At 47.4% G+C, this 6,111-nt stretch carries 7 protein-coding genes and 1 pseudogene; 3 read left to right on the forward strand and 5 right to left on the reverse strand.

Features of this window, described 5'->3' with window-relative positions:
* Window positions 1-718: 718 nt before the first annotated feature.
* The gene (locus H6F67_RS26665) at window positions 719-2,020 is read right to left on the reverse strand and encodes a patatin-like phospholipase family protein (protein ID WP_190769689.1); all 1,302 of its coding nucleotides are present in this window, start codon (window positions 2,018-2,020) and stop codon (window positions 719-721) included.
* Window positions 2,021-2,095: 75 nt separating this feature from the next.
* On the reverse strand, window positions 2,096-2,572 hold the full coding sequence (locus tag H6F67_RS26670; RefSeq protein WP_190769690.1) for a hypothetical protein: 477 nt from the start codon (window positions 2,570-2,572) through the stop codon (window positions 2,096-2,098).
* Between the two features lie 154 nt (window positions 2,573-2,726).
* On the opposite strand from H6F67_RS26670, the gene H6F67_RS26675 reads away from it, so the two are divergent.
* Window positions 2,727-3,722, forward strand: a complete 996-nt coding sequence (locus H6F67_RS26675; RefSeq protein ID WP_199304661.1) for a type IV secretory system conjugative DNA transfer family protein — start codon at window positions 2,727-2,729, stop codon at window positions 3,720-3,722.
* 1 nt (window position 3,723) lies between these two features.
* On the opposite strand, the gene H6F67_RS26680 is transcribed toward H6F67_RS26675, so the two are convergent.
* Both H6F67_RS26680 and H6F67_RS26685 read right to left on the reverse strand, forming a co-directional pair.
* The gene (locus H6F67_RS26680) at window positions 3,724-4,125 is read right to left on the reverse strand and encodes an HNH endonuclease (RefSeq protein WP_190769691.1); all 402 of its coding nucleotides are present in this window, start codon (window positions 4,123-4,125) and stop codon (window positions 3,724-3,726) included.
* Window positions 4,122-4,484, reverse strand: coding sequence for a hypothetical protein (locus H6F67_RS26685; RefSeq protein WP_190769692.1), 363 nt, complete (start codon window positions 4,482-4,484; stop codon window positions 4,122-4,124). The genes H6F67_RS26680 and H6F67_RS26685 overlap by 4 nt, the downstream gene beginning before the upstream one ends.
* Window positions 4,485-4,636: 152 nt before the next feature.
* Between H6F67_RS26685 and H6F67_RS26690 the strand changes: the two genes are divergently transcribed.
* A complete protein-coding gene (locus tag H6F67_RS26690) occupies window positions 4,637-5,692 on the forward strand; it encodes a hypothetical protein (RefSeq protein ID WP_190769693.1) in 1,056 nt (351 codons plus the stop codon).
* 51 nt (window positions 5,693-5,743) lie between these two features.
* Complete coding sequence (locus H6F67_RS26695) at window positions 5,744-5,923, forward strand: hypothetical protein (RefSeq protein WP_206753948.1); 180 nt, start codon at window positions 5,744-5,746, stop codon at window positions 5,921-5,923.
* 98 nt (window positions 5,924-6,021) lie between these two features.
* Here H6F67_RS26695 and H6F67_RS26700 read toward each other — a convergent pair.
* Window positions 6,022-6,111: pseudogene (locus H6F67_RS26700) on the reverse strand (IS1 family transposase); the annotation flags it as partial.

The raw sequence follows: 6,111 nt of genomic DNA on the forward strand, positions 1-6,111 counted from the left end.
CCCGATGAATTTCTGCGTCAATCTGGTGTGCGGCTTGATTGCTTACTCTCACCAACCCAAAAAGCCATCCCTCAAACTGGAGTTTGCTTAATTGCCTTATCCAGAACTCACGTTAAACTATGTAAGTACAAATGTACTAAACACCGGAAATGTATGTCCACCCAAAAGCAAGCCCAGGCTGACTCTCTGTGCAAGTTGCGTGATGAACACAAACGGCTGATCCTGGAAAAGGAGCGAATTGAGGAACAAGTCTGGAATTCACAGAGTCAAGTCAAACAAGCGGAACCAAGCAGATGAACCACTATATAAAGAGTAGACAATATTGTCTTTTCTGATAAAGCAGATTACAGTTCTGAAGATTTACCCCTAAGATCTTCCGGACAGTTGATTTCGACCCTGGAAGTAGTAGTTGAAAAGTTACTACTTCCAGGTTTCTAGTATGGCAAACCAATTCAAGTCATGGACTATCGACAGATTATGCCAGCTATCTAGTGAAGATGTATCTAGGTTATCTTCTGCCGACAAACAAGACTTGCACAAAGAGCTTGTCATTAGGAAGCAACAGGTGGAGCATAATCTTCTGTCCTTAGGAGTTCAGCCTGATGTGCTAGGAAAAATGAACAGGAGAAACGACCTTAAACAGAATGTATTTAGATTGAATTCACTTGATAATCTTCTTCCATTGCTTTGATGAAGCACTAATTGAAGCTACTCATCTTTAATCTCCCTTCAAAATTGCATTTCTGATATAGATTATCCGTTGCACAACTTCTTCTCGTTCAGCTAAATACTCAGGTATATTACTTTTTACCAAGTCTAAAACTTCTGAGTAGATGCTAAGGTTGGGCAGAGACGGACGCAATAGTCTATCAGTCAACAGATCATAATCTTGATCTAAAAAAGATTCAGAGACTCGCTCCAAGTACTTCTCAATCTCCCAGCAGAGGCGTTTAATCTTGTAATCGTCAATTTCTAGGTCAGCAAACTCCTCCTTCCCTAGAGTACGCTTACAATGTGCCTCCACCTCAGGTAAAGCCTCATGAGTAAACCAGTTTTGAACTTGATCTACTGATTCTCGAAAATCAGGATGAAGTTGAGAACGCAATCTAGATTTAACTTCTTGCAGTCTCGTTTGCAATTCTTCTAATTGTTCTTCAGCAGCTTCCCTACCGACTTGGCGCAATTTTTCTAGTTGTTCTTCACTCAGCTTAAAATTTAACGGGTTGAGACCCTGATCATCGATCTCAATAATCTTACACTTGGGGTAGCTTTTTACTTCCTGTGTTACCGGGCTGCTATTACTCATGACAAGCTCATAACTTTTCGAGAATACTTGCCATATGTTTGATGAGTTAAAGGAACGTGGAGATTTTCTAAACCGCACACCAATAAGGACGCAGTTTGCACTTTTCGCTTTTTGGTACAGAGTTTCAATAGGAAAGTTGAGTTTAAGGCCTCCATCCACAAACTCCCGATTCCCTATACGTAAGGTTTTAAAGATGCCAGGAAGTGAAATTGAGGCACGAACTGCACGGGGAACGGAAATGTTTTTTCTAATATCAGGAGAAAAAACGATAGAATTGGTGTCTCCATCCTTCAAATCACAAGCAACAACTTCTAAGTAAATTCTGTTGCGCTGGTATAATTCTTCAAAAGTAATTTCGCCCTTTTTAAGCTCAGATTGTTCAAATTGTTGCTCAAGCCAACGTTGAAAGCGATTTCCGTCATTAGCTGCATCTCTTCCAAATAAAGTTCTACAAACGACATCGATCAATGACCAAAGAAACCCTTTATGACCGACAATTTTCGGCAAATTCAACTTGAAGCTCTCGAAAGTTTTATTGGGAGTAACCCCAGCAGCACAAAGGGCAGCAACTATTGCTCCAGAAGAGGTTCCGGCAACACCGATAATTTCAAAGTCTCTAGCTATCGCTTGCCATGCGCCAAAATGAGCTACCCCAAGTGCTCCCCCACCCTGAAATACGACATATGCACGTTCTCTATCGTCTGTGCGTGTCATTTTGGTGAAGCCCCAAGTAATTACCGTCCAGTATGACCGGTAGTTTACGGAAGTGCAAGTATAAAGTGAGTCTTATTAATCTTCCTTATTGGATGAAGCTTCGGCCTCGGCAGTTCTGCGCAGTAGGATGTAGTAGGCAGTCTGTAGTGCCTCTAATTCTGTTTCATCTTTGGCATGTGAAATCTGATGCTCCAAAATGACTGCTTCTGCTTCGACGAGAGTGTATTCTCCAGCTTTGCCTCTTACTCGGAACTCACTGTTGGCTGATTGAGATGCAACAGCAACTGCCCCAGACAAGCCTATTCCAAGTTTAATCAAACCTTTAACCGCATCAGTTTCGACTACACCCAGTACTGTTGTGAGGAGAGTAAAAGTAATTCCGGTTACAGTTAGGCTAATATTCCACCAATGATTAATACTACGTAATTTAGCAATTCTCTGATTGCGAAAGCTTCTAACCTCTGCGCCAAAATTTTCCTTCCTCTTGTTTAGAGCCTCTTGGTCAAGTGAAGAAAGTTTTTCTTCTTTAAACTGTGGATCTGAGCTTGTCATTGCTTCCAAGTTTCCTATTTCTAATACGTACCTTACTAAGGTACACTGATTCTTAACTCTGCTGAATATACTTCATCTTGCTGCATTAGTTCTAGTGCGGAATTAAATAATTTTGAACCTCTTCAACTTGCCGTAACGAATTCAGGTCTCCATTCTGAGCTACCTCACCAAATCCACCTTCTCGCAATACCTTTCGGTTGCGGGATCAGAGAAGACCGCCGACAGCATTCGCGGAACGGCGCAAAACCTATTTGTGCCCTTCACAACTCCAGGAATTGCCAATGCCTTCTGCGGCAAAACCACCCTGCCGCTCTCGCTCAAAGGCAAGCAATTAGTTGTGATTGGGATGGATAAGTCCGTCAAAAAAGCACTCGCTCCCTTCCTCACGGGCATCATGCAGATGACGCTCGATCGCAATATTGCCACGCCGCGCACTGATCCCTTCGTATTCATCCTGGATGAAGCTCCCACCGTCAGAATCGATCTGGCAACTGCCTTTGCCACGCAGCGATCGGCAGGCGCAATCACGGTCATGGGCGACCAGGACTACGGACAGCTTGAAGAACGCTACGGAGACGCCACCGCTCGAACGATCCTCTCCAACTGTGCGACCAAAGCCTGGTTCAACCCGCAGGAGTTGAAATCAGCAGAGTGGTCGAGCAATTACCTTGGCGAAGAAGAAATTCGCCAGAAGCAGAAATCACGCGGGCACAGTGGCGGCAAAGCCAGCATGAATGTCTCAGATAACGATCGCACTCGCAAACTGTTCAGCCCCGATCAGTTTCTGCGGTTGGGAACGGGCAAATGCATTTTAATCAACCCTGGCTATGTTAGCCGCGACGAAGTGGGCATTCCCGTTTTGCAAAACATCAAGATTCCCGATGAAGTTCGCAAGCTGCAAGCCTGGAGCAAAATCAAGTGGAACGAAAAGGTGCGGCCACGACTGGCAGAGCGCAGTCCGCAGCCAAAGCTGACTCGCAAGCAGTTGAGAACCCAGACCGAGATCATGCTCAAGGAGCGCTTCAAAGAGGCTGAGCGGATTTTGCCGCTGCCTGCTGAGGCTCAAAAGCAGTCCTCCTCTTCACCAGCGGGAGGCGGCAGTCAGCTTCAAGATCGCAAAATGATTCAGCAGCTTAAATCCGTCTTCTAAATTATTGCTGCTGAAGTCTTTGCCGTTCTGCGAGTCGATCGCTGCTATTGAGCTGGAGGAGCACGATCGTGGTTCGACCTTCAGGCGTCAGCCCAGTCAGTTGCAGGTCTTCCTGTTTGAAATGCGTCTGCCAAGTTTGGGTACGCGGATTGAATAGAAAACAAAATTCTCCGGTTTGCGGATCAAACGATCCCAGATCAGTTCCTTTGTGGCGATTGCAACGCCAGCAGGCGAAAGCAAGATTTTCAGCCGCTGTCGCGCCGCCATGTTTTTCGGCAATCACATGATCCACCTCATGCGGGAAAAAGGCCAGTTCAGCCTGAAGCAGGCAGTATTCACAGCAATTGCCTGCCCGCTCTTGCACCAACTGCCGCAGGCTCGCTGAAATGTAGGTTTTGCTCACGGCTGACTGGTCAAAGCTTTAAGGTTGCCTGCCTTGAGCAGAATCACCAGATGCTCAATCCGTTCATATTCATCGAGTTCAGCTTGTTCGCTGGAAGTCAGGTCTCCAGCTTGAGCGCGATCGAGCAGCGATCGCAACCGCTCTTGCATTGAGGCACTGGGTCGAAACTCTGCAATTTGCTTGGCCGTTGGATTGCTGGCAATAAAATCGAGGATGTAGCGGTAGATATGGGCAGGCAGGATGGGCTGTTGCGGCTCGAATTCGAGCAGTTGCGGCAGCCGATCGCGCAGCCAATCGGCTGGATTCTCGCCCAGCCGTTCTACAAGGTCATCGGGAATCTCTAGAGTGATTTTCGCCATATCCTGCCCGGACGCAACAGTTCTCTTCATTCTATTGAAGCAGGGTAAATAGCTCGATCGAGCAGGTGCTGTCACAGCATTTGCCCAAGATTCGCATCGCGCCGTCATCTCGATCGCTTAGGGTAGACCCTATTCGCAGCGCATCCCCCGCTATGTTTGGCGTATCTGACCATAGTGCTGAGAAACTTCGGCACGATATCAATACGATTTTGGAGGCGATCGCTCGCCTACTTGCCAAAGTCGAGCTGCCAAAAGCCGAGCAACCCTTACCGCCTGTGCAAATGCGGGCGGAACTAGAGCTAGAAGACCCTGACATCGTGACAGACGCTGAGGTGATCGAGGAGCCAAATCTGCTCATAGGGGTTGAGCAGGACTTGCTGACAGGACGCGATCGCCTTGCCGTTCCAGCAATTCCGCCACCCGCACTGCTAGAACCGGAAACCCAAGCGCAAGTACAGCTTCAAATCGGGAACACCCACATCAGGGCGCTGCTGCCAGATGGTTTACGCAGCCAGCTTGAGCAGTTACCTCCCGAACAGATTGAGGCACTTCGACAGGCGATGACTCAACCTGCATCTGGAGTCACCAACGGTCACACCCCTGCTGAGGTGATCGATCTCCAAATCGATGGCATTCAGCGCCTTCACCAAACGGCTCAAGGGCAAATCACAGTCAACAATTTCTACTCGATCGTCAGCAAAATGCAAGCAGAAAATATGGAAAATTCGGCTCAGAGCAGCTTCCTACAGATCGATCGAGGGCAGTACACGATGCTCTTGAATCAAGAAATGTCTGAAGAAACGGCAGGAACACTTTACTTCAGCTTGCCAGAACAAGATGACTTTCTTTACGAATACGAGGGCGACATAGACGAGGCGCTAGACGATCTGCCTGAGATTTACCAAGAGGCTCAGCAGCGATCCATCCCCCACCTAGAGCTTCGCCCTGCGGCTGAAGTAGAAGCTCTCATTGGGCAAGAGTTAAGCGATTCGAGTGCTGTACATCAGCAGGTGTTGAATCAAGCACCGCTCGTTCAGGTTGCTGTTGATCAAGCGGGGCAAATCAAACCGGGTTCGTATCTACGGGACCAAATTGAGCCAACTGAAGATGAAGTCGAGCGGGAGCAATTAAGTGAACCTTCACTCACTCCTGAAGCAGCGATCGTAATTGACCAGATCTGGGACTATTTCGATCGCACGGGAGCGTAAGCGCTAGAGGGCGAGCATGACTACGACTTTCAGGTGGAGGGCGATCGACTTTTGGTGCTCCCCAAAGGCATTGTGGGGGAGGTCGTAGCGATCGATCGCGACGGAGAAGTTGAGTCAACATTTGCCCCTGAACGCTATGAGTATTTGATGGAGCGGTTTGCCGTTGCCTACCAGCAAATGCAGATGGTGGAGTATCAACAGAACCATGATCAAGACTTAGAACCAGAGTAGCGACAGGATGTTGTTCTCAGAAAGGTGGGCGACTTAGGATTGGCGCGGCTAGTATAGTATGAGTGTTCTTGGTCTGGTAGAGATGTAGAAGTAATGATTCAGGGTTGTAAACTCGCATTGTAGTGGTGGATGAAGTACCAAATTGCTCCAATATGGTTAGCAAGCTTCTTTGAGAACGAGAGTGTCTT

The sequence above is a fragment of the Microcoleus sp. FACHB-1515 genome (assembly GCF_014696105.1).
Lineage (GTDB): Bacteria > Cyanobacteriota > Cyanobacteriia > Elainellales > Elainellaceae > JAAUTJ01.